Here is a 20590-nt window from a genome sequence, read left to right on the forward strand (position 1 = left end):
CCGGCGCTCGCCTGAACGAGTCTCGGGGACGGCGGCGTGGCTGTCTTTGTGCTTTTGCACAGGCCATGGGCCTTGCTGCTGTGCCCGAGCCCAACCGCACGCCCCCAAGGACCGTTGAATGTTCGAACTCGACCACGACCTGGCACAGGATATCGTAGACCGCGCCATGGCCATTCTGCCCTGCAACGTCAACGTCATGGACAGCCAGGGCCTGATCCTGGGCAGCGGCGAGCCGGAGCGTATCAACACACGGCACGAAGGCGCCCAGCTGGTGCTCGCCAATGGCCGCAACGTGGAGCTCGACCAGGAGGCGGCACGCTGCCTGAAGGGGGTGCAGCCGGGGGTGAACCTGCCGCTGATGCTCGACGACCGCCTGATGGGCGTCTTGGGGCTGACGGGTGATCCGCAGCAGGTTCGGGTGTATGCCGAGCTGGTGCGCATGACCGCCGAAATGCTGCTGGCCCAGCGTCACCTGCAGGCCGACCAGCAGTGGCGCAAGCAGCGCTGCGACGATTTGCTGGCCTTGCTGCTGGGCGGGACCGGCGACGCCTCACGGCTGCTGGACGAGGCACGCCAACTGGGCCTGAAACCGCAGCTACCACGCATTCCCTGCCTGTTCGAGCTGGCCAGCGGGCCCGATGCCGAAGCGCTGGCAGGCTGGCTGATGAGCCGCTACCCCGACAGTTGGTGCGTGAGCCCAGCGCGCCACTCGCTGCTGTGGTGTCGCCCGGCAGGCGTGGCGCTGGAGGTCTCACGGCTGGTCGAGCGCATCGAGCGGCACGGTTGGGCGGTGGAGCGCTCGGCCATGGGTACCGCCGCGCAGGGTCTTGAGCAGCTGCGCCGCGGCTACCGGCGTGTGCGCGACCTGCTGGCCTATGGGCGTGAGGTGGTGCCCCAGGAACGGCTGCTGAGCTTGCAGCGCTATCGCCTGCCAGCCTTGCTCTGGCGCCATCGCAACGATGAGGCGCTGGACGAACTGCTCGAGCCGTTGCTGCGCATTCAGGCCCGCGACAGCAGTGGGCAATTGCTGGCTACGCTGCGCGCCTGGTGTGCCCATGATGGTCAGAGCCAGGCGTGTGCCGAGGCGCTGGGTATTCACCGCAACAGCCTGCGTTACAGGCTTGAACGCATCGCCGAGCTGGGCGAGGTGGATCCGATGCGCCTGGAGGGCATGCTCAGTTTGTACCTGGGGCTGCAGTTGCTGCCCATCCGATAGCCATAGCCGGCTGGGCACTGTCGCCTGGCGCTGGCATCTGCCCAAACAATCCGTCGGGCGGTTTGTGCATTTGACCGACGCCGCTTCGCGGGCCAGCTGTCAGCATGCCGCTACCCGGACAGGAGAATCATCATGAAGATCGTCATCGCGCCTGACTCGTTCAAGGACAGCCTCGAGGCGGCAGACGTGGCGCGCGCCATCGCCGCTGGCCTGGCCGAAGCACTGCCCGACGCCCAGTTGATCGAGTGCCCCATGGCCGACGGTGGCGAAGGCACGATGCAGGCCATTCTTGCCGCCAGCGACGGCGAGCTGCGCCGGCTTACCGTGCGCGGCCCCTTGGGCACACCTGTGGCGGCGGGCTGGGGCTGGCTGCCCCAAAGCCGCACCGCAATCATCGAAATGGCGCAGGCCAGCGGCCTGCAACAGGTGCCCACCGGGCAGCGCGACGCTTGCCGCAGTTGCACCTGGGGCACCGGTGAGCTGGTCGCCGCGGCGCTCGACGCCGGCGCGCAGCGCGTGGTGCTGGCGATCGGCGGCAGTGCCACCAATGATGCGGGCAGTGGCATGCTGCGCGCCTTGGGCCTGCGTCTGCTGGATGCAGACGATCAGCCACTGGCCGAGGGTGGCCTGGCCCTGGCCGGCCTGGCACGGATCGATGCCAGCGGGCTGGACCCGCGCCTGGCGCACGTAAATTTCGAAGTGGCGGCTGATGTGGACAACCCGCTGTGCGGCCCCCAGGGCGCATCGGCCATCTTCGGGCCGCAGAAGGGGGCCAGCCCGCAACAGGTTCAGGCCCTCGACCAGGCGCTGGGTCACTTCGCCGACCACTGCGCCCGCTTGCTGGGCCAGGATGTACGTGATTACCCAGGCTGCGGCGCCGCCGGGGGCATGGGCTTTGCGGCCAGGGCCTTCATGGGTGCCCAGTTCCGGGCCGGCGTGGAAGTGGTGGCCGAACTGGCCGGCCTGCAAGCCCATGTCAGGGACGCGGACCTGGTGGTGACCGGGGAGGGCCGTTTTGATGCCCAGACCCTGCGCGGCAAGACGCCGATGGGGGTGGCCCGGGTCGCCAAGCGTCATGGCGTGCCGGTGGTCGTGCTGGCGGGCATGCTCGGCGAGGGCTATCAGCAGCTGTATGCCCATGGGGTAGATGCCGCCTTTGCGCTGGTGGACGGTCCCATGACGTTGGAACAGGCCTGCCGCGACACCTCCCGCCTGCTGCAAGCCCGCGCCTGTGACATCGGTCGGCTCTGGGCCTGGGTCAAGCGCGTCTGAGCAGATGAACCGCGCAGCTCAGGGTGCCAGCACCGGCAGGGGTGTGCTGGGCAACAGGGCCAGGTCGCCGAAACGCTGCGTCGAATCGATGTAGCGCAGCGCCGACTTGGCGTCCTTCCAGCCTACGTAGCTCATGAGCGACTTGAGCTCCCAGCCATTGGCGCTGGCCCAGGTGGCGAAGCCGCGACGCAGTGAGTGACCGGTATACAGCGCAGCTGGCACCTGGGCGCGGGTCAACATGCGCCGCAGCAGGCCCACCAGGCTGTTGCTGTTGAGCGGCTGGTCACCGAGATTGCCCCAGCGGTCGAGCTTGCGGAACACCGGGCCGTGGGCGATGCCGGCCACCTGCAGCCATTGCAGGTAGGCCGTTACCGGGCAGAGGGCCTTCAGGGCCGGGGTGCGGTGCTGCACGCCAAGTGCCTCGCGGTCGCCTTTGCTGCGCGGCACAAACAGCGTGATGCCCACGCCCGCTTCGGCCTGTATGTGCTCGACCCGCAAGCGCGCCAGTTCATCGCCGCGAAAGCCACGCCAGAACCCCAACAGCAGCAGCGCCGTGTCGCGCCGGGCGCGGCGCAGCCCGGCCATGTCGTGGTTCGCCTGGGCTTGGCGGGCTTCCTCCTCGAAGCAGGTCACGGCCGTTTGCACATGTTGCAGCAGCAATGGCGCTGCCTGCCTGGGCGGGGTGGGGTGCAGCGTGCGGATGCCGCGCAGGACCTGGCGCACCACCGGTGCTTTGGTGGGGTCGGGGAAGCCTTGGCTGATGTGCCACTGGCTGAGGGCCGCCAGGCGCTGGCGCAGGGTACTGACCGCATGCTGCTGGGCGTGGTCGGCCAGGTACCGGGCGATGCTTTCGGCAGTGGCCGGCAGAAAACCGCCCCATTGCGTCTCGAAATGATCCACCGCCGCCTGGTAGCTGCGGCGGGTGTTGTCACGCGTGGCGGCGCGCAGGTAGCGCTCGATATCGGTCATGGTGCGGGCGTCGGCGGATGGATGCAGTGGTGCCACCTTAAACCTTGAGGCCTGTCGGTACCAAGGGTTTGCCAGGGTTTGCACGCTCTTCTTCGCTTCAGTGCAACGCGGCCAGGGGCTGCGCCTGATGCTTGAACGGCACGTAGTCACGCAGCTGCGCGGCGGACAGGGGCCGGCTGAAATGATAGCCCTGAGCAACGTCGCACCCCGCCAGGCGCAGGCACACGACCTGCTCGCGGGTTTCCACGCCTTCGGCCACCACCACCAGGCCCAGGCGTTTGGCCAGGATGATGGTGGAGGCCACGATGGGGCTGTCGTCCGGACTGTTGGACAGCGAGGCGATCAAGGATCGATCAATCTTCAGTTTGCTCAGAGGCAGTGCATGCAGATGGGCGAAGCCTGCGTAGCCTCGGCCAAAGTCGTCCAGGCTGATCCCGATGCCTGCCTGGCGCAGCCGGTGTAGATGCGCGATCGCCGGGCCCTCAGGGTCGAGGATGGTGGTTTCGGTGATCTCAAGCTCCAGATGCTCGGGGGCAATGCCGTGCTCGCTCAGTTGGTCGAGCAGGCGCACAGTGAAGTCAGGCTGACGCAACTGCAAGGCAGACACGTTGACGGCCAGGCGGACCTGGCGGCTTTCCCTGTGCCAGGCCGACAAGGCCTCGCAGGCCAGGCGAAGGACTTCCCAGCCCAACTCGACAATGAAGCCGCTGCGTTCGGCCAGAGCGATGAAACGGTCGGGGTAGAGCAGGCCGAACTCGGGATGCTGCCAACGTACAAGCGCTTCAAAGCCTGCGACCTTGTGGTCATCGAGGCCGATCTGCGGCTGGTAGTGCAAGACGAATTGCCTGCCTGCCAGTGCAGCGCCAAACGCCTGCTCCAAGGAAAATGCCTGGATGTCGGCCACGTTCAGGGAGGGGTCGAAATAGCGGTACTGCGCGCGGCCGGCCTGCTTGGCCGAATACATGGCCGCATCGGCGCTGCGCACCAGGCTGTCGATGTCCTGGCCATCGCGCGGGCAGATGCTGACCCCGATACTGGGACTGGTGTTGACCTCTTGTCCTTCCAGGGCATACGTGGAAGAGAGCCTGCGGGCCAGTTCGCGTACCCAGGCATCGATCTGCTCCTCGCTGCGCTCGCCTGCGAGCAGTACGACGAACTCATCGCCGCCAAAGCGCGAGGCTTCATCGCCCGGTTCGAGCAAGCGCTGGATACGGCCGGCCACAGCCTGCAGCAACAGGTCACCGACTTTATGGCCCAGCGAATCATTGATGGACTTGAAACGGTCCATGTCGATGAAGAGGATGGCCACCAGTTGCCGCCTGCCACGCTGATGGACGAGCGCGGCACCTGCCACTTCGACGAATTGACGGCGGTTGTGCAGGCCGCTGAGATGATCGGTAGCGGCGGCATGACTGCTGCGCCGGTGTGCATCTTCCAGGCGCCCGATCAGTTGCTGGTTGATCTGCTGGGCGTGCTCCAGCGCCGTGAAGGCTTCCTGGCGCTTGCGCAGCAGGCGCAGGGTCCAGGCCAGGCTGGCCAGGATCATCAGTGTCATGCCCAGTGTCAGCCAGAACTGCCGGGCACAGGCCGCGTCGATGGGCCCGGTGATCTCGTTCTCGCGCTGGCTGATGACAAGGGTAAAACCGTGCTCGGGCCGATGCCTGAAGACGCTCTGGTAAGGATCACCTTCCAAGTACTGGGTCAGCACGCCCGCAGGGGTGCCATCGGTTGGCAGTGCCGGCTGCAAGGCAGGTGTGATCGGCAACAAGCCGCGATTACCGAGGCGCAGGCGTTCCGTCCCGTCGGCCTGCAACACACTCACGCGGGTAGAATCGCCCAGATCCACCTGTTGCAGCAATTGCGCCAAGGGGTGGGCGGCAAGCTGCACTGCAACCAACGTATCGCATGCCTCGGGCTGCTCAGGCACGGGCATGAGGACCGGGGAGGAGGTCGCACACGCTGTGCCCTCGGCAGCGGCGTGCGCACGGTCGAGCCATTGGCTGACGTTTTCGGCGAGCACGTTGGCCAGCCGCTGATGTTCGTTGCCACGGTTGGTCAGAGCATCCTGGCGAGCGGTGGCTTTCTGAGCAACATGCACCCCCCACAGAAAGGTCAGCGTAGCAGCGCACAGCAGCAGGATCAGCAGCCTGAGCAGGGTCGCCGAGGAAAGTGAACGTCGTATCAATTGCAGTGTTTCCCGGCCTTGTGTGAGGCCCGGACATTACGGCAGCAACATGACAGCGCCATGACTGGTGGCAAATAGCCTGTAGTGATGGCTGAACCAAAGATGACAGCGGCGGGTCAAGTCGGGTATATCTTGCCGCTACCAAGGGGAGCCCGATAACGGGCTGAGAAACCGCTGAGCCAGGTGCAGCGCGGTGACCCTTCGAACCTGATCCGGATAATGCCGGCGAAGGGATGGGTGCTATACCGCCTGCCTTCCCGCCGGTCTCAAGGCGAGACCCGATTCATGACCATTGCCCAGGTCTCGCTGTCACCCTCACCAAGGACAGCGCCATGACCGAAGGTTTCACCCAGACCCTGCGCCGCCAGAGCGAGACGACATGGGCCGCCGCCACCGGCCATCGTTTCGTGACCCAACTGTGTGACGGCAGCCTGCCTGATCCCATCATGGTCGACTACCTGGTCCAGGATCATCGCTTCCTGGACAGCTTCCTGATGTTGCTGGGCGCCGCCATCGCCACGGCCGACACCTTCGAGGCGCGCCTGCGCCTGGGGCGATTCGCGGGCATGATCAGCAGCGAGGAGAACACTTACTTCCTGCGGGCCTTCCAGGCGCTGGGTGTCAGCCCGGCGCAGCGTGATGAGCCGATGGACACGGTGCCCACGGCGGCGTTCAAAGCCATCATGCGCGAAGCGGCTGCCACCCGCTCGTACGCCGCCGCGCTGGCAGTGCTGAGCGTCGCCGAAGGCCTTTACCTGGACTGGGCGCTGCGCGCGCCCAAACCCCTGCCGTCGCGTTTCATCCACGCTGAATGGATCACCTTGCACGACAATCCGGATTTCCAGGCGTTCGTGGCGTTCCTGCACGCCGAACTGGACCGCGTCGGCCCTCTGCATGCCGCGGTGGCGCAGGACTTTCACCAGCGCACCGTCGCGTTGGAGTTGGCCTTCTTCGACGCCATCTACCCGCAGGCGCAATGAACATGGACATCTTTGATCGGCTCAAGCAGGCCGCTGCACCGCAGTGGCGCGGTTACGTCGACCATGCCTTCGTCCAGCAGATGGGCGAAGGCACGTTGAGCGAAGCCGCTTTTCGGTCCTATCTGGTGCAGGACTATCTCTTCCTCATTCAGTTTGCCCGCGCCTGGGCGTTGGCGGCGTACAAGAGCAGGCGACCGGCCGATATCCGTGCCGCACAGGCGGGGCTGGCGGCAATCCTCGACGAAACCGACCTGCACTTGCGTCTATGCGCACGCTGGGGGCTGAGCCAGGCTGACATCGAGGCGGCCCCCGAGCACCCGGCCACCGTGGCGTACACCCGGTATGTACTGGACTGCGGTGCCGCTGGCGACTTGCTGGAGTTGCACGTGGCGCTGGCGCCCTGCGTGATCGGCTACGCCGAGATCGGGCAGTCCCTGGCCGCACGCATCGGCAATCTGGACGCGCATCCCTACCGCGAGTGGATCGGCGAATACGCCGGTGCCGGCTACCAGGCCGTCGCAGCAGCTGCACGCACGCACCTGGATTCGTTGGCGGCGCGCAGCATGACGGATCAGCGGTTTGCCGAACTGGCCGCGATCTTTGCCCAGGCCTCGGGGCTGGAGGCCGATTTCTGGCAGATGGGGCTGGACATGGCGTGACTGGGCAGCCGCATGCCTGGATCGCCACTATCCCCGTGTGCTGTTGGCTGGCAAGCTGTAGTGGAAAAGGGGGCACGCGGATGATCGCCGCAACTGGCCCGCAGCGCTCGAAGACGATCCAGGACGAGGAAGGACAGCATGAACATCATCAACGCACGGCTGCGTGGCAAGCCTGGCCTGTACCGCATCGAACTGGCCGGTCAGCGCATTGGCGCGATCACTGCGCAGAACGAGGGTGTGCTGCCCGTGGCCGGCGCCGATCTGGATGCCGCCCAGAACCTGGTGGTCCCCCCTTTCGTCGAGCCGCACATCCACCTCGACGCGACCCTGACGGCCGGGCAGCCTGAGTGGAACATGAGCGGCACGCTGTTCGAGGGGATCGAGCGCTGGGCCCAGCGCAAGCAGAGCACCACCCATGAGGACATCAAGACCCGGGCCAAGACCACCCTCGACATGCTGGTCGATCACGGCATCCAGCATGTGCGCACCCATGTAGATGTAACCGAGCCGGGCCTGGTGGCACTCAAGGCCATGGTCGAGGTGCGCGATGAAGTGCGTGATCTGGTCGACTTGCAGATCGTTGCCTTTCCCCAGGAGGGTATCGAATCGTACCCCGATGGCCGCGCATTGATGACCGAGGCGGTGGCCATCGGCGCCGATGTGGTGGGCGGCATTCCCCATTTCGAGAACACCCGTGAACAGGGTGTGGCGTCGATCCAGTTCCTGATGGATTTGGCAGAACGCACCGGCTGCCTGGTGGACGTGCACTGCGACGAGACGGACGATCCGCAGTCACGGTTCCTGGAAGTACTGGCCGAACACGCTCGGGTTCGGCAGATGGGGGCGAGGGTGACCGCCAGCCACACGGTGGCCATGGGTTCGTACGACAATGCCTACTGCTCGAAGCTGTTTCGGCTGTTGAAGCTGTCCGGCATCAACTTCGTGTCATGCCCTACCGAGAGCATTCATCTGCAAGGGCGCTTTGATACCTATCCGAAGCGCCGTGGGGTCACCCGTGTCGCCGAACTCGACCGTGCTGGCATGAACGTGTGCTTCGGCCAGGACTCGATCGTCGATCCGTGGTACCCCCTGGGCAACGGCAATATCCTGCGCGTGCTCGAGGCGGGCCTGCACATTTGCCACATGCTGGGCTATCAGGACCTGCAGCGCTGCCTGGACCTGATCACCGACAACAGTGCCCGCGCCTTGAACCTGGGTGAGCGCTATGGCATCGAGACCGGTCGCCCTGCGAACCTGCTGCTGCTCTCGGCCCCGGACGACTACGAGATGGTGCGCAGCCAGGGCCACGCGCTGGTGTCGGTGCGCAACGGAAAAGTACTGATGCGGCGCCGGCCTGCGCAGGTACAACGCGAGTTCTGAATCCGGCGCTTTCAGGCGCCGATGGCCGCCAGCACACAATCGGCGATCTGCGCATCCTGAACGGCAACGCCGGTCAGGTCAGCCAACGTGATCTGGTCGTCGGACTCCCGGCCATGGGCTCGGCTTGCCAGCAGCGCGCCAAGTTCGACCAGTTGGTTTGCGGTCACCAGGCCTTTGCCGATCGCATGGGACACTTCGCCATATTGGGCGCACTGGGTGATCGAGTCGACGACCAAGTGGTCGGCCCTGGCGACCAGCCCAGGGTCCAGCTCTTGCTTGCCAGGGCCGTCCGCACCGACAGCGGTGATATGAGTGCCCGGTTGTATCCAGTGCGCCTGCAACAGCGGCTCGCGTGAAGGTGTGGCGCTGACGATGAGGTTGGCAAGGCCCGCCAGTTCCGCGGCGTCGTGTGTACTGCGCACGGTAAAACCAAGATCCCGCGCCATCGTCACGTAAGCGCCTAGTCCTTCGGCGTGACGCCCCCAGACGATCACCTGGCGGCAGTCGGTGACGCTGCGCAACTGCTCCAATTGCATGCTGGCCTGCATGCCTGTGCCCAGGATGCCGATGGCCTTGACCTGTGAGGGCGCGAGCAGCCGGGCCGCGATCCGTCCCGCCAGTGCCGTGCGCATCGCCGTGAGCCAGCCTTGGTCCTGGAGCAGGGCCAGCGGCTGGCCGGTGTGGGCCGAGAACACCATCATCAGCCCGTCGTTGCTGGGCAAACCGTTGGACGGGTTGTCATAAAAGCCGGTGGACACCTTGACGGTAAAGGTGGGGCTGCCCACTTTGTAGGCAGACTTGATGCAGCAATCCCCGTTGGTCTCGGCGAAGGTAAACGCCTGCACAGGCGGTACCTGAACGTTGCCAGCGGAATAGGCGATAAAGCCCTCTTCGATGGCGCTGAGCGCCCGCTCGGTGTCGAGGCTCGCGAGGATCTGAGGCTTGGTGATCAGCTTCATTTGACGGCCTCAAGGAAGGTATCCAGGGCAATGTTCCGCCCACACAGCACCACAGCTACGCGTTTGCCTTGGTACCGGTCCGCGCATTTTTTCATGGCGGCCACTGCGACAGCTGCCGCGCCTTCGATGATCCACCGCTCGCTGCTGGCGATGTCGCGCATGGCGGCGCGTATTTGCGCTTCGCTGACCAATACAGTATCGGTGAGCAAGGCCTGGCACAGGGGCAGGGTGATGGCGCCTGGCTCGACGCCGCCTGCCGTGCCGTCGGACAGCGTGGGACTGGCAGGTACGTCGATGATCCTGCCGGCCTTGAGCGACTGCTCAAGGGCCGGGTCGTTCTCGGGCCAGCAGCCGATGATGTCGACACCCGGTGCCAGGGTACGCAGGGCAGCGCCAATGCCGGCGATCATGCCGCCACCACCCACCGCGACGAATACGGCGTCCAGGTCTGGCGCCTGCTCGAACAGTTCCATGCCGATGGTGCCCTGGCCGGCGATCACCTGCAGATCGTTGTAGGGCGATATGAAGGGCACGCCCTTGGCCTGGGCTTGCCTGGCCGCTTCCAGCTCCGCGCTCAAGGGATCGGTCGGCAGGCAGATCACTTCAGCGCCGAGGTTACGCATGGCTTCGACCTTATAGGTTGACGCCGTAGTGGTGGTGTAAAGGGTCACCGGAACCCCGGCGGTTTTGCCGGCCAGGGCCAGCGCCTGGCCATGGTTGCCAGACGAGGCGGCGATGACGCCATGCTCACGTGCACTCACAGGCAAAAGCCTGACTTTATTGCAGGCCCCGCGAAACTTGAATGAACCGGTAGGTTGCAGGTGTTCGCACTTGAGCCATACGTCCACGCCGGTGGTTGCTGACAGGTGCTGGCTGCGCGTCAGCGGGGTTGTGCGTACGGCTGGCCGCAAAGCGGCATGAGCGTGCTTGATCGCCTCGAACAGAGCGTTGAGGTCGGGTTCGCAGACGGTTGGCGGTGCAAGGTCGGACATGGCGCATAAGGCTCCGTATGGAATTAATGTCTACGGTAGGCGTATTGTCCATGCTCGTGCAAACACTTCTTTCAGCCTGGGTCAGTCCTGGCGCTCAAAATCGTCATCCCTTGAGCGCCTTGAGGTATTTGTAAACCGTCGCACGCCCCATGTTCAGCACATTGGCCACATAGTCCACGCCGCTTCGGCCTTCGAACGCACCCTCGGCATGCAACGCTTGCACCAGACTGCGCTTGTCTCCCATCTGCATTGTCTGCAGAGACAAATGGCGCGCCTTGAGCCAAGCATGCATGAAGGTATTGATGCGCTCCTGCCAGTCATCGCGAAACAGCGCCTGAGGCTGCTCGACCAGGCGACCCATTTGAAAGAACGCCTCCAGCGCATGACGGGCGTTTTCGAGCACCGACAGGTCCAGGTTGATGCACATCAGGTGCCGAGCATCACCCTGCTCATCGCGCAGGACCGTACTGATGGAGCGGACCTTCTGACCGTTCCAGTTCAACTTCTCATATGGGCCCAACTTGGCGCCGCCGAGCAGATCGTCCAGGTCCTCGGCAATGGCCGAGTCATCTCCCAGGCTGCGCTTGGAGATGTTGTTGGCGATATGCACCACCGTCTGGGTGCGCAGGTCATGGACGACGACTTCGGCATGGGGATACAGCAACAGGGCAATGCTTTCGGCGATTGCCTGGTAGTTCTCGAGCGACATGCGGGCCACTGTGCATTTTAAGGAAGCGCTTATGTTGGCTCCGAGTGCCCGCTCGCACAAGGCGCCGTATGCCGAGCAAGCACCCTGTACACGCCAAGACGGGCTGGTAGCGACCAGAACCGGCCCAAAATCGGCCTAACATTCGATAAGCCGTGATTATTCCATGTGAGATAGCGCTTGTTTTATCAATCTCTTAGCGCCAAAATTAGTACGTAATTACATAGTACGTACAACATTACGAAATCGTAGGAGCATGCATGGCACGTGGCGGTATCAACAAGGTGGTTGTGCAACAGGCCAGGCAGGCTCTGATTGCAAGAGGGGAGAACCCCAGCATCGATGCCATCCGCATCGAGCTGGGCAATACGGGCTCGAAAACCACCATTCACCGCTACCTCAAGGAGCTCAACGGACAGCAGCCAATGCCCTCCGAAGGTGGCGCGCCGATCAGTGAAGTGTTGAGCCGCCTGGTAGGACAGTTGGCGACGCAACTGCAAGATGAAGCGGACTTGGTGATCGAGCGTGCTGAAAGCGTGTTCACCGAGCAGCGCGAGACGCTCGAGGCGGCTTTGGCGGCAGCCCAGCAGGCGCTTGCAGCGGCTGAGCAACAACACGAAATCGATGCAGCGGCCCTGCGCGCGGAGTCAGAGAAACTCACCAGCACGCTCAGCACGCTACAGGCTGAGCAGCTGCGCAGCGCCAGCCTCAACCAGTCCCTGGGGGAACTGCAAGTACGCCTGGCGGATAAGGATGAGCAGGTCAAATCCCTGGAAGACAAGCACCGACACGCCCGCGATGCGCTTGAGCACTACCGCACGGCCAGTCGCGAGCAGCGCGAACACGAGCAGCGTCGTCACGAAGCTCAGTTGCAGCAGATGCAGGTCGAAGTACGGCAGTTACAGCAGGCCATGATCGTCAAGCAGGACGAGCTCACTCGCCTGCACCGTGATAACGAGCGTCTGCTTGGGGAGAATCGCCAGGCGAGCAGCGAACGGCGGGCTCAGGAACAGCTGCTAGAGCAGCGCGACGCCCAGATCCAGGGCTTGCGCACGATGCTGGCACAGGCCCAGGGGAGCAGCGACGAGCTGCGCCGCCAATTGGCTATGCAGGCCAAAGCGCTGGAGGACAGCAAGGTCTTGTGCCGGGATCAGGCGCTAAAGCTTGAGACGCTGGAGCGGGAGCTGACAGAGAACCAGGCGTCGTTGCGCCTGTGTCAGGATCAGCTAAGGGATGGAGAAGATAAATAAAACTTTCTGGCGCAACGGCTTTCTTCCCTAGACAGCCATTTGGAGAAGACCGCATGAGCGAACGAGGCACAACCCACGGCACGCAGCACGGACCTCACTCGACCGACAAAGCCGATAAACCGGATGATCTTGGCTTTGACCCTGATTCTCCCGACCTCGATGATCCTCAGGTAGACCCCCAAGGCCCCGCCAAACCACCAAGGGATGTAGAGAAAGACACCTGAAGGGCACGCACCAAGCAAAAGGCCCTGATCGATACGATCAGGGCCTTTTTTATCCAGCATCAAGGTCAGGGTGGACTTTGCCCGTGCTGACCAGCGGACGTCAGGCTTGTGCCTGTTTTTCCACTTCAGCCTGCTTGGCCGCCTCGACACCCTTGGCAGAGAGCTTGATCGGGTAGTTGAGCGTCATCTCATGTTCAGCATCCACACTTACGCTACCGTCGTGGATCAGGCCATCGTCCTGCAGCGATTTAAGCATGCCGGCCACAGCTTTTTCACCGCGGTAGTTGTCCAGCAGTTCCTTGCCCAGACCATGGGGGTGAGCATGGTTGAGTCGGGTCAGGATTTCGCTTTTCAGTGCGTCGTTACTCATGCGCGCCTCACTTGCCATGCTGGGTTTGCAGTGCCTTGGCTTCTTGCAGGTGTTTCTCAAGGGTTGGCAGGGTCTTGGCAGCGAATGCCTTGAGCTCAGCCTTGTCAGAAGAAGTGGCTTCTTTCTTGAACAGTTCGACGGTCTTCTCGTGAGCATCGACCTGATTGTTCACGTAAGACTTGTCGAAGGACTCGTCACGCCATTCCAGAATCACTTTTTTCACCTTGTCGGTGATGGCCGCATCATCGGGCACCGAGATGTCCAGCTTCTTGGCAATTTCTGCCAGCTCCTGGTTGGCCTTGGTGTGGTCGGTCACCATGTGCTGGGCAAAGGTCTTGATCTCGGCGTTCTGGCTTTTTTCCAAAGCAAGGTTGCCGGTCACGATCTCTGCGATGCCGGCTTCGGTAGCCGCGTCTACGAAGTCGTCCGAGCTGGCAGCAAAGGCGTGAACCGAGGCCATGCCCAGCACCATGGAAAGGCCGACGCGCTTGACGAAGAGATTGCTCATGTTTCACTCCTTAAACGATGGCGCGACATCAGTGTCGCGTACTGTTGAGGGCGCGCGCAGGCCAAAGGTTTCATCTTTTTTGCATCAACAGGGTGTGGCAGTGGTCAACAGCGTTGACCAAGCACGTGCAGGGGATGTGCATGCGAAGCGCCAGGCAGACCGATGAAGAAAGAGCCCTTGCGCTGGCGGGCCAGGGACGAGCGGTAGCCCTGTTTCGCCTGGTGCTGGCGTTCATGCTGGTGGTCATGACCACGTTCGCAGCCGTTGAGGGCTGGCGAATCTGGCGTGATTACCGGGACGCGTTCCACAATGCCGCGAACATGGTGACCAATCTGGCCCAGGCCACCGCCCAGCATGCCGAGGATGCCATTCGCCAGGTCGACTCCATCAGTGCGGCGCTGGTGGAGCGCGTGCAAGGCGATGGGTTCGAGCACTTGGATCGCAAACGCATGCATGGGTTGCTCAGCCAACAGGTGCGCATCATCCCTCAGCTCCACGGCCTGTTCATCTACGACAGCCATGGTCGCTGGCTCGTCACGGACCGCTCGGCAACGCCGCCGGCCGCTAACAATGGCGACCGTGATTACTTCATCTACCACCGCGACCATCCCGATAGCGCCATTCGCATCGGTGCAGTGGTACGCAGCCGCTCGACGGGCGATCTGATCGTACCTATTTCTCGGCGCCTGAATTATCCGGATGGGCGTTTTGCGGGCGTACTGCTTGGGACCATCAAGGTCGACTGGTTCGTGCGTTACTACGGCGAATTCAAGATCGACGAACGTGGTGCGCTGGTGCTGGCCAAGCGCGACGGTACGATCCTGGTGCGGCGCCCATTCGTGGAACCGCTGCTTGAGCGTAACCTGGCCAACAGCGATATTTTCAAGCACCACCTGCCCTATGCAGCCCAAGGGTTGGTCGAAGCGGTGGCCGTCGTCGATGGTACACCGCGCCTGTACGCTTACCGAGCCTTGGCCAGCTACCCGCTGGTGGTCGAAGCGGGCCTGTCACGCGAGTCAATCATCGCCCCCTGGCGCCAGGATGCAATCAAATCGCTGGTGGTGTTACTGGTGCTGGTCATGGTCCTTGCGTTGTTCGGTTGGGTGGTCCTGCGCCAGGTGCGCGAACGCATCGTGATCGAGCGCGCCTTGCACCAGGCCCACCAGACCCTCAAGACCCTTGCCTTGACCGACAGCCTGACCGGATTGGGTAATCGTCGCAGGCTGGACGCGGTGTTCGAGCCCGAGCTGCGCCGGGCTCGGCGCCAGGCGTATCCGGTGTGCGTGGTGATGCTCGACCTGGATCATTTCAAGGCCTACAACGACCGTTACGGACATGCGGCAGGCGATCAGTGCTTGCAACGCTTCGGCGAACTGCTGCGCCAAGCCGCGCAGCGTCCGGCAGATCTGGCCGTACGCTACGGGGGCGAGGAGTTTACCTTGCTGTTACCCGACACGGAGGTACGCGGAGCGAAGGCGTTTGTCGAGACGCTGCAGCAAGCTCTGCGCAAGGAGATGCTGGTGCATGCGGGCAGTCCACTGGGGATCGTCTCTTTCAGTGCGGGTATTGCGGTGGCAGAACCCACGCGCAGTGAACAGAGTCCACAGCAACTGCTCGAAGCCGCAGATGCGGCACTGTATGAAGCCAAGCGCCAGGGACGGGACCGCTACGCGGTCGCTGACCCTTGAGAACCGCATGGGGATGCAGGCAGCCCGCCTAGCCCTGGCGGGCATCGACTTCATGCCTGAAGTTGCCAACGTACCGAACTGACGCCCTTCTCCAGGCTGACCCGGCTGACCAGCCGCTCCAACTGGGCGGGCGCCTGTGAGGTACCCAGCAACTGGGCACGCACTTCCAGGCGGGCCGGGTCTGGCAAGTCCTCGCTGTGCAAGGACTGCAGGCGCAGTTCAGGCTCGCCGAGGCTATGCAGCATCAAGCTGCGTACCTGAATCTCATCCTGGGCTCGACAGACAATACGCACCTCGAACTGCTGTTCTACCTCCGTGGCGGGCACCACCTCCTGGCGGTCCAGGCGTTGGGCGATATCCCTTAGCAAGATGTTGGCGCACAGCACGACCACCGCGCCCAGGGCTGCTTCGAGCAGCAGCCCCAGGCTGCACAGCACGCCGATGGCAGCGGTGCACCACAGCGTTGCCGCGGTGTTCAGCCCCCGCACATTGAAGCCGTCACGCATGATGACGCCGCCGCCCAGGAAACCGATACCCGACACCACATAGGCCGCCACCCGGGAGGCGTCGGTAGGCGCCATGCCTGGAACCGCCTGGGTCATCAGTACAAACAGACAGGCACCCGTGCTGACCAGGCCGTTGGTGCGCAGGCCAGTCAAGCGCTGACGCAATTGGCGTTCGGCGCCGATCAAAGCCCCCAGCAGCAGGGCGGTGCTGACACGCAGCAGAAATACTTTCCAATCCATTATGAACCTCTTCCACGGGCACAGGCCCGCTCTAACGCCATCACTCAAGAAAGCGCGGTGGTAAAAACCAGAGATGCGAAAGGACCACGGGGGGGGGAAGGAGGGGGCGATGCTGTGCATCGGCTGCCTCGGCAACTCGGCCAGGCAGCGTGGGAGACTGCCGGGCTAGCGCGCCGCGTGGGCCTGTCGCAAGCGACTGGGGCTAGTGTCCAATGCAGGGCTCCTATTGGTGAATGCAAAAGTGCGGCGCGGACGATAAGCCCGACCCTCGATCAGGTCAAGGGTAAAAACATGACAATGGCTTCATCCGCAAATGCCTGACAAGCCTGCCGGTACGATGGAAAAATTCACGGCCAATGGTTAACCTTTTGCCTTTTCTGAACCGTTGCGGGCTGATCCATGCTGTTCAATATCCTCGTCCTGCTTGGCACACTGGTGGCCATGGAGGGTGTCGGCACCTTGGCGCACAAGTACATCATGCATGGCTGGGGCTGGTGGCTGCATCGCTCGCACCACGAACCCCACCTGGGCGTGCTCGAAACCAACGACGTGTACCTGCTGGCACTGGCGGTGATTTCGCTGGCACTGGTGGCGGTCGGCAAAGCCGGGCATGCGCCATTGCAGTGGGTCGGAGGCGGGGTGGCGGCTTACGGCGCGCTGTACGTGATTGCGCATGATGGCTTTTTTCACCGTCACTGGCCCCGCACGGTGCGCCCGGTGGGGCGCTACCTGACGCGCCTGCACCGCGCGCATCGGCTGCACCACGCCGTCAAAGAGCGCAAGGGTAGCGTGTCGTTCGGTTTTTTCTACGCGCCCCCGTTAAAGCGGCTGGTGCGCGAGCTGCGGCGCAACAGGGGCTCTGGTCTCTGAGGTCTCAAGCGCACAGACGCCTTTGCTGATCGGGTTGCCTCCACCACCCTGCCTGCCCGGCATACATTGCACTGTCTAGACCTGCGCAGTAGCATGCGCGCTTTTCAGCCCAGGACTCGCCCTTCATGCCGTATCAGCAAGGTCTGCTTGCCACGCCCGTGCCGGTGCACGCGCGTCACCTGTTCTTCTCTATCGAGTCAACCGAGGCGGTGCCTGCGGCCCTCGATGCCTTGCTGGGCCATGTCGACGGCCTGCGTGTGACACTGGGTGTGGGCGCCCCTTTGGCAAAAGCCCTGAACGCCCAGATCCAAGGCCTGACCTCGTTCCCGCTGCTGGACGCCGTGGTCGAGAACCCCAGTACCCAGCATGCGCTGTGGCTGTGGTTGCGGGGAGACGAACGCGGGGACCTGTATCTGCAGGCCCAGGCGCTGGAGCGTCTATTGAGCCCAGCCTTTGCGCTGGTTGATCACGTCGATGGCTTCCTCCACCAAGGCGGCCGGGATCTGACGGGCTACGAAGACGGCACGGAAAACCCCAGCGGCGACGACGCCATCGAAGCCGCCATCCTGAGTGAGGGCGCGCCTGGCTTGCAGGGGTCGAGCTTCGCCGCGTTCCAGCTGTGGAAGCACGACATGCACTACTTCAAATCGCTGCCACAGCAGGTGCAGGACAACATCATCGGCCGGCGCCTGAGCGATAACGAGGAACTGGAGGATGCGCCTGAGTCCGCCCATGTGAAGCGTACTGCCCAGGAAAGCTATGCACCGGAGGCTTTCATGGTGCGTCGCTCGGTTTCCTGGGCTGATACCCGCGGTGCAGGGCTGGCGTTCGTGGCGCTGGGTACGTCTTTCACCTCGTTCGAGGTTCAGCTGCGCCGCATGAGCGGGCTGGAGGACGGTGTGATCGATGCCCTGTATCAGTTCACACGCCCGCTGACCGGGGGCTACTACTGGTGCCCGCCGATGGCGCAGGGTTCGCTGGACTTGCGCCTGTTGTTGCAGCCCGAGGCTTAAACATCCAGATACACAAGATGATCGCAAGACAGCTTCCACGAACTAGCATTGGATATTTCCGCTCTGTTACGGAGATTTCCTATGTATGGACGTCGGGATGTCCTACGTGCGGGCGCTGCGATCGGTCTGCTGGCCACCAGCCCCTGGCTGAGCGCAGCTGCAATGGCGAGCCTGCTCTCGCGGCCGATTCCGTCAACGGGTGAGCTACTGCCGGTGATCGGCGCCGGCACGTCAGGCAGCTTCGAAGTCGAGGCCGGCTCAGCGGACTACCGGCAGCTGTATCAGGTGCTTGAAGCCTTCTTCAAAGGTGGCGGTCGGGTCATCGACACCTCTCCCAACTACGGCGGCGCCGACAGCATCCTGGGTCAACTGCTCGCCGAAGGCGGGTGGCACCGCCAGTGCTTCATTGCCACCAAGATCGCCGCCAACAGCCGCGCAGATGCGCAGGCCCAATGGGACGGCACGCTGCGCAGCCTGCGCACGGACAAGGTGGACCTGCTACAAGTGCACAATTTGCGTGACTGGCAACAGCAGTTGCCCTATGCACGTGAACTCAAGCAACAGGGCAAGACACGCTATGTGGGCATCACCCACTATCTGGACTCGGGACACGACCAGGTGGCCGCGATCGTGCGCAGCCAGGCTCTGGACTTCATCCAGATCAATTACGCAGTCAATGCCCCTGGCGCTGCGCGTGAGCTTCTTCCCTTGTGCCGTGACAAGGGCGTGGCGGTGCTGATCAACCGCGCCTTCGATGACGGTCGTCTGTTCGCGGCGGTCAAGGATCGCGCCCTTCCAGAATGGGCACAGGAACAGGGCGTCGGTAGCTGGGCCCAGTTGTTCCTGAAGTTCGCACTCAGCCACCCGGCAGTCACCGCCGTGATACCGGCCACTGGCCGACTGGATCGTCAGTTGGACCAACTCAAGGCAGGGCAGGGTCCGATGCTTACCCAGGCGCAGCAGCAAGCGCTGATCAAACAGTTCGCCTGACACCATGGTGACGCGGCGACAGCGCCTACAGCAGATGCTGGACATGCGGCCCGGGGAAGCGCCAGCGGTTCTGGCAGGCAGCCTACTGTTCTTCATGCTGTTCACGGGGTATTTCATGCTCCGGCCCGTGCGAGAAACCATGGGCGTTGCCGGTGGCGTCGAAAACCTGCAATGGCTGTTCACCGGTACCTTCATCGCCACGTTGGTTTGCCTGCCTGTGTTTGGTTGGATGGCCTCCCGTGTACGGCGCCGGCACATATTGCCTTGGACCTATGGCTTCTTCATCTGCAACCTGCTCGCCTTTGCCGCGCTATTGGCACGCCATCCCGACGGGCCTTGGGTGGCGCGGGCGTTCTATATCTGGTTGTCGGTATTCAATCTGCTGAGTATCTCGTTGGCCTGGAGCGTACTTGCCGACCTGTTCAGCACCGAGCAAGGCAAGCGCCTGTTCGGCGTACTGGCAGCAGGGGCGAGTGTGGGCGGATTGTGCGGGCCGCTGCTCGGCACGCTGCTGGTTGCGCCCCTCGGACACCCCGGTTTGTTGACGCTCGCGGCCGTGTTGCTGCTGGTCAGCGTACTGGCCGCCTGGGTGTTGCAGCGTTGGCGCACGAATAATCCACTCCCGACCCGCGATCCCACTTGCGAGGGCCGCGCACTGGGCGGCAATCCGTTTTCCGGTGCAACGGCGGTAATACGCACGCCGTACCTGCTCGGTATTGCTCTGTTCGTCGTGCTGCTGGCCAGTGTCAGCACATTCCTCTATTTCGAACAGGCTCGCATTGTCAGTGAAACCTTCACCGACCGTACTCGGCAGACGCAGGTGTTCGGCGCAATAGATGCAGTCGTTCAGGCACTGGCCATTCTCACGCAGCTGTTTTTCACCGGTCGGCTCGCTCGACGCCTGGGGGTGCGGGTGTTGCTGGTGGCAGTGCCGCTGGCCATGGCTGCCGGGTTCATGTGCCTGGCCTTGTCGCCTGTCTTCGCCCTGTTCGTCATCGTGATGGTCGTACGGCGGGCCGGCGAGTATGCCCTGGTTCGGCCTGGCCGCGAGATGCTGTTCACCGTGGTCAGCGCCGAAGACAAGTACAAGGCCAAGAACTTCATCGACACCGTGGTCTACCGAGGCGGGGATGCGGTCAGCGGCTGGATAAAGCGGGCCCTGGACCTGATGGGGGATCATCCACAGGTGGCCATGCTAATCGGAGCGCTACTTGCCGTCTGCTGGGCCGCAACCGGTCATTGGCTCGGTGGCCAGCAAGGTCGACGCGACGAAAGCCATCGCCGCTGACAGGTACGCCAACTATTGGTCTGACCCTTCTTTAACGCCGTTTGTCAGAAGCCTTCTCGATAATACGAATCCTCGCGCACGGGTGTACTCCCAAGTCATGTACGGCATTGGCGCCGTGCATTCCGAAGTCATAAGAGGTTTCAGATCATGGCCACTAAAGACAACAGCCGTAGCGGTAACCAGCAGGGCAGCCAGGGCGGTAGCAAAAATTCGGGCAACTTCGCCAATGACCGTGAAAAGGCTTCCGAAGCCGGCAAAAAAGGGGGGCAAGCAAGCCACTCCAGCGAGTCGGGCCGCAAAGGCGGCAAGTCGTAAGTGAAGCCTT

Annotated in this window: 21 protein-coding genes and 1 riboswitch; of the genes, 13 read left to right on the plus strand and 8 right to left on the minus strand. The window is 63.2% G+C overall.

Annotation, left to right across the window (positions count from 1 at the left end; all coding sequences use genetic code 11):
* The first annotated feature begins 118 nt into the window (after positions 1 to 118).
* The gene (locus tag ACF8GB_RS03600; RefSeq protein ID WP_078478641.1) at positions 119 to 1216 is read left to right on the plus strand and encodes a sugar diacid recognition domain-containing protein; all 1098 of its coding nucleotides are present in this window, start codon (positions 119 to 121) and stop codon (positions 1214 to 1216) included.
* Positions 1217 to 1348: 132 nt separating this feature from the next.
* Entirely contained in the window at positions 1349 to 2488 is a 1140-nt protein-coding gene (locus tag ACF8GB_RS03605; protein WP_392526558.1) for a glycerate kinase, read from the plus strand.
* A gap of 18 nt (positions 2489 to 2506) precedes the next feature.
* Here the strand turns inward: ACF8GB_RS03605 and ACF8GB_RS03610 are convergent, their stop codons facing one another.
* Positions 2507 to 3493, minus strand: a complete 987-nt coding sequence (locus tag ACF8GB_RS03610) for a site-specific integrase (RefSeq protein WP_392526559.1) — start codon at positions 3491 to 3493, stop codon at positions 2507 to 2509.
* A gap of 61 nt (positions 3494 to 3554) precedes the next feature.
* Positions 3555 to 5642, minus strand: a complete 2088-nt coding sequence (locus ACF8GB_RS03615) for a bifunctional diguanylate cyclase/phosphodiesterase (protein WP_196185914.1) — start codon at positions 5640 to 5642, stop codon at positions 3555 to 3557.
* A gap of 134 nt (positions 5643 to 5776) precedes the next feature.
* Positions 5777 to 5894: riboswitch (TPP riboswitch) on the plus strand.
* An 80-nt stretch (positions 5895 to 5974) separates the two neighbouring features.
* On the opposite strand from ACF8GB_RS03615, the gene ACF8GB_RS03620 reads away from it, so the two are divergent.
* The 3 genes from ACF8GB_RS03620 to codA all read left to right on the plus strand — a co-directional run bounded on the left by ACF8GB_RS03620 (position 5975) and on the right by codA (position 8661).
* A complete protein-coding gene (locus ACF8GB_RS03620) occupies positions 5975 to 6622 on the plus strand; it encodes a TenA family protein (protein WP_058604565.1) in 648 nt (215 codons plus the stop codon).
* Positions 6619 to 7281 (plus strand): thiaminase II, encoded by a 663-nt coding sequence (tenA, locus tag ACF8GB_RS03625; RefSeq protein ID WP_392526560.1) that lies wholly within the window; start codon positions 6619 to 6621, stop codon positions 7279 to 7281. Before ACF8GB_RS03620 ends, tenA begins: the two co-directional genes overlap by 4 nt.
* A 138-nt stretch (positions 7282 to 7419) precedes the next feature.
* A complete protein-coding gene (gene codA / locus ACF8GB_RS03630; RefSeq protein ID WP_058639257.1) occupies positions 7420 to 8661 on the plus strand; it encodes a cytosine deaminase in 1242 nt (413 codons plus the stop codon).
* An 11-nt stretch (positions 8662 to 8672) separates the two neighbouring features.
* Here the strand turns inward: codA and ACF8GB_RS03635 are convergent, their stop codons facing one another.
* The 3 genes from ACF8GB_RS03635 to ACF8GB_RS03645 form a co-directional block, all read right to left on the minus strand.
* Entirely contained in the window at positions 8673 to 9620 is a 948-nt protein-coding gene (locus ACF8GB_RS03635) for an ornithine cyclodeaminase family protein (protein WP_392526562.1), read from the minus strand.
* On the minus strand, positions 9617 to 10612 hold the full coding sequence (locus ACF8GB_RS03640; protein ID WP_392526563.1) for a threonine/serine dehydratase: 996 nt from the start codon (positions 10610 to 10612) through the stop codon (positions 9617 to 9619). The genes ACF8GB_RS03635 and ACF8GB_RS03640 overlap by 4 nt, the downstream gene beginning before the upstream one ends.
* Positions 10613 to 10715: 103 nt before the next feature.
* Entirely contained in the window at positions 10716 to 11321 is a 606-nt protein-coding gene (locus ACF8GB_RS03645; RefSeq protein WP_058639260.1) for a transcriptional regulator, read from the minus strand.
* A 257-nt stretch (positions 11322 to 11578) separates the two neighbouring features.
* Between ACF8GB_RS03645 and ACF8GB_RS03650 the strand changes: the two genes are divergently transcribed.
* Together ACF8GB_RS03650 and ACF8GB_RS03655 are read left to right on the plus strand one after the other, a co-directional pair.
* Positions 11579 to 12568: a DNA-binding protein gene (locus ACF8GB_RS03650; RefSeq protein ID WP_392526564.1), complete on the plus strand. Its 990-nt coding sequence runs from the start codon at positions 11579 to 11581 to the stop codon at positions 12566 to 12568.
* Between the two features lie 53 nt (positions 12569 to 12621).
* The gene (locus ACF8GB_RS03655; RefSeq protein WP_392526565.1) at positions 12622 to 12792 is read left to right on the plus strand and encodes a DUF6021 family protein; all 171 of its coding nucleotides are present in this window, start codon (positions 12622 to 12624) and stop codon (positions 12790 to 12792) included.
* 100 nt (positions 12793 to 12892) lie between these two features.
* Here the strand turns inward: ACF8GB_RS03655 and ACF8GB_RS03660 are convergent, their stop codons facing one another.
* Both ACF8GB_RS03660 and ACF8GB_RS03665 read right to left on the minus strand, forming a co-directional pair.
* Complete coding sequence (locus ACF8GB_RS03660; RefSeq protein ID WP_058604664.1) at positions 12893 to 13162, minus strand: hypothetical protein; 270 nt, start codon at positions 13160 to 13162, stop codon at positions 12893 to 12895.
* Positions 13163 to 13169: 7 nt separating this feature from the next.
* Positions 13170 to 13670, minus strand: coding sequence for a DUF4142 domain-containing protein (locus ACF8GB_RS03665; protein ID WP_078478633.1), 501 nt, complete (start codon positions 13668 to 13670; stop codon positions 13170 to 13172).
* A 140-nt stretch (positions 13671 to 13810) separates the two neighbouring features.
* On the opposite strand from ACF8GB_RS03665, the gene ACF8GB_RS03670 reads away from it, so the two are divergent.
* Complete coding sequence (locus ACF8GB_RS03670; protein WP_392526567.1) at positions 13811 to 15358, plus strand: diguanylate cyclase; 1548 nt, start codon at positions 13811 to 13813, stop codon at positions 15356 to 15358.
* Positions 15359 to 15408: 50 nt separating this feature from the next.
* Here the strand turns inward: ACF8GB_RS03670 and ACF8GB_RS03675 are convergent, their stop codons facing one another.
* Positions 15409 to 16104, minus strand: a complete 696-nt coding sequence (locus ACF8GB_RS03675) for an MgtC/SapB family protein (protein ID WP_058604574.1) — start codon at positions 16102 to 16104, stop codon at positions 15409 to 15411.
* A gap of 399 nt (positions 16105 to 16503) precedes the next feature.
* Between ACF8GB_RS03675 and ACF8GB_RS03680 the strand changes: the two genes are divergently transcribed.
* From ACF8GB_RS03680 to ACF8GB_RS03700, 5 genes are all read left to right on the plus strand, one after another.
* A complete protein-coding gene (locus ACF8GB_RS03680; protein WP_392526568.1) occupies positions 16504 to 16974 on the plus strand; it encodes a sterol desaturase family protein in 471 nt (156 codons plus the stop codon).
* Between the two features lie 125 nt (positions 16975 to 17099).
* On the plus strand, positions 17100 to 17987 hold the full coding sequence (locus tag ACF8GB_RS03685) for a Dyp-type peroxidase (protein WP_392526569.1): 888 nt from the start codon (positions 17100 to 17102) through the stop codon (positions 17985 to 17987).
* An 81-nt stretch (positions 17988 to 18068) separates the two neighbouring features.
* Positions 18069 to 18977 (plus strand): aldo/keto reductase, encoded by a 909-nt coding sequence (locus ACF8GB_RS03690; RefSeq protein WP_392474800.1) that lies wholly within the window; start codon positions 18069 to 18071, stop codon positions 18975 to 18977.
* A 4-nt stretch (positions 18978 to 18981) separates the two neighbouring features.
* Positions 18982 to 20265 (plus strand): NTP/NDP exchange transporter, encoded by a 1284-nt coding sequence (locus ACF8GB_RS03695; RefSeq protein ID WP_392515732.1) that lies wholly within the window; start codon positions 18982 to 18984, stop codon positions 20263 to 20265.
* Between the two features lie 147 nt (positions 20266 to 20412).
* Positions 20413 to 20580 carry a general stress protein gene (locus ACF8GB_RS03700; RefSeq protein ID WP_058604579.1) on the plus strand — a complete coding sequence of 56 codons (168 nt, stop codon included), beginning with the start codon at positions 20413 to 20415 and terminating at the stop codon, positions 20578 to 20580.
* The last annotated feature ends 10 nt before the right edge of the window (positions 20581 to 20590 follow it).

This window comes from Pseudomonas sp. xss_4 (genome assembly GCF_043104125.1).
Classification (GTDB): Bacteria; Pseudomonadota; Gammaproteobacteria; order Pseudomonadales; family Pseudomonadaceae; genus Aquipseudomonas; species Aquipseudomonas parafulva_B.